Source organism: Gordonibacter sp., from assembly GCF_036667095.1.
GTDB lineage: Bacteria > Actinomycetota > Coriobacteriia > Coriobacteriales > Eggerthellaceae > Gordonibacter.
In genome coordinates this window covers 1-2,260 of the sequence record NZ_JAVWUP010000313.1, presented here as the reverse complement: position 1 = coordinate 2,260, position 2,260 = coordinate 1, and the positions used below count along the sequence as shown (strand labels likewise).

Sequence of the window (2,260 nt, the reverse complement as noted above, 5' to 3'; positions counted from 1 at the left end):
CAAGGCTGAGGTCCGACTCCGCCGAACGGGCCATATCGAGTGCAGCCTCGGTCGTTACTTCTTCAACGGAAAGTAGCAGCTCGGGGTGGCCTATGCGAAACAGGCCAACAGCGTGCTCGGGAAGAGAGATTGCCGTGCCGTGCGCCATGGCCACCGAGAGCGTGTCTCGCCGGAGTGTTTTTGCCGTAGGCCCGGTGTAGCGCTCTTCGAGTTTCTTGAATGAAGCAACGAGAGGTTCTGCATCGTAGTAGAGTGCGCGTCCAGATTCCGTCAGGTCGAGATGCCCGTCGCGGTTGGATAGCAGCGGAGAGCCCAGTTCGTGCTCGAGGTTTCTTACCGCTTTGCTCAGTGCTTGTCGTGAAATGAAAAGATCGTCGGCAGCTTTGGTGAAGTTGCCTCGATCTGCCACAGCGACGAAATAGTAGAGTTGGCGAATGTCCACGGTTTCCTCCCTGAAGCCGTTTCCCGTTGATGTTACCACTTCAGGATACCCCCTTTTACATTGGCGAATACGGCTGCTTTGGCAGTGCGCCAGGAATGGAGGCTCGAAGCAATAGGTTGCGCCGGAGCAACTTGACACTGCTGTCGTGTCGGCGGCCGCCTCTGGAGCATAAGGGTAGTGTGGGCGGTGTTTGTAGGGGCCCGCGATTGTAGAGATAGTGAGAAAGTGCAATATAGGAGGGCGTTATGGAAAAGCAAACAGGTTTTTCACGTCGCGATTTTCTGAAGTTCGGTGCTTTGGGAGCGGCCGGAGTCGCAACGGTTGGATTGGCGGGATGCGCGCCATCGGGCGGCGCGGCGGGTGTTTCACCGGGCTCAGCTGCCTTGTCAGGTAGTTCCGTCGACTCGTCGGGTGCGGTGCTTAAACTAACAGACGGCATGCCGAAGTGGTCTTTCATGATTCCGCCGGAGCCTATTTCCGACGACAGGATAACCGAAACCATCGAGAACGACATCATTGTTGTGGGCGGCGGGATGTCGGGCTTTACCACGGCGGTATCGGCAGCTGAGAAGGGTGCGAAGGTTACGCTGTTTTCGGCGGCAAGCGCGCCTATCTCGCGCGGGGGGTCGAACTATGCACGTAGCTCGAAGGTCATGAAGGCAATGGGCATTGAGCCGTTTGACCCGGTACCGTTCTATTATCACGAGATGCGCGCAGCTTCGTTCGCGGTTGACCAGCGTAAATGGATGCGTGGCTACAACGAATCTGAAGAGGCCATGGACTGGTTAATCGACATCGCGCACGAGAGTGGCCTGAACGTCATCATGGAGCGCGACAACACATTTGATCTGGGCCCGAACTATGCTCACGCCTTCTCCACTGAGGGAAACAGTGCCATGGTGTCCACGGGCCAGCAGGGAGCGGTCGAGGCGCTTGAGGTAAAGGCAAAAGAATACGGTGTAGAGATCATCTACGACACCAAAGCCGAGCAGCTGGTGTGCGAAGACGGCGATAACGGACGCGTCACGGGCGTTGTGGCGTCGAAGATGTCCGATGGCAGCTATGTGAAATTCAACGCCAAGCAAGCGGTGGTGCTGGCAACGGGTGACTTCTCTAGCAACAAGGAAATGCTGGCTGCCTACTGCCCCATGGTGTTGCCTCTGGTGGGATACGAACAGCAGGAAATCGACTACAATACAAGCTTCAACTTAACCGGCATCTACGGTGGCGATGGCCAGAAGATGGGCCTGTGGGCTGGGGCTGCGTGGCAGCGCGCCTATCCGAATGCTCCCATGATGCAAGGTGCTTGGGGCGGCAGCCATGAGCCGTGCGGGTTCCACATGGGTCTTAATGTGAACGCGAACACCGAGCGCTATCAGCGCGAGGATATATCGGCACCGTACAGCTCGAATCACCTTTTGTCCCAGCCGGGCAATATCGCCTTCGGCATTTGGACAGCGAACTACCCGCAGGCCATTCTCGATAAGGGTCATAAATGGTACTCGTTCGGCATGGACTATGCGCTGCCGCCCCTTTCTCCCGGCGAGCTGGTAGGCATGTGGGATGCCGGCGTAGAGCAAAGCTCGTACTTCAAGGCAGACACGCTCGACGATCTGGCGAAGCAGCTTGATCTGGATGCCGATAAACTCAAGACGGTAGTGAAGCGTTACAACGAACTTTGCGACAAGGGGGTTGACGAGGACTTCTACAAGAACCCCGACTTCTTGGTAAAGATCGACGAGGCCGGTCCGTTCTACGCCGCACAAAACTACGCTCTGTTCATGACGGTTATGGGCGGTTTGCGCACAAGCGTGAACA

At 56.8% G+C, this 2,260-nt stretch carries 2 protein-coding genes; one reads left to right on the top strand and one right to left on the bottom strand.

Translation table 11 applies throughout. The features are described 5' to 3' along the window. The coding region (locus RR842_RS14105) for a LysR family transcriptional regulator (RefSeq protein ID WP_332730210.1) at window positions 1-442 on the bottom strand (442 nt) is incomplete at its 3' end. Window positions 443-687: 245 nt separating this feature from the next. On the opposite strand from RR842_RS14105, the gene RR842_RS14100 reads away from it, so the two are divergent. Next, on the top strand, window positions 688-2,260 hold a 1,573-nt coding region (locus tag RR842_RS14100; protein ID WP_332730209.1), incomplete at its 3' end, for an FAD-dependent oxidoreductase.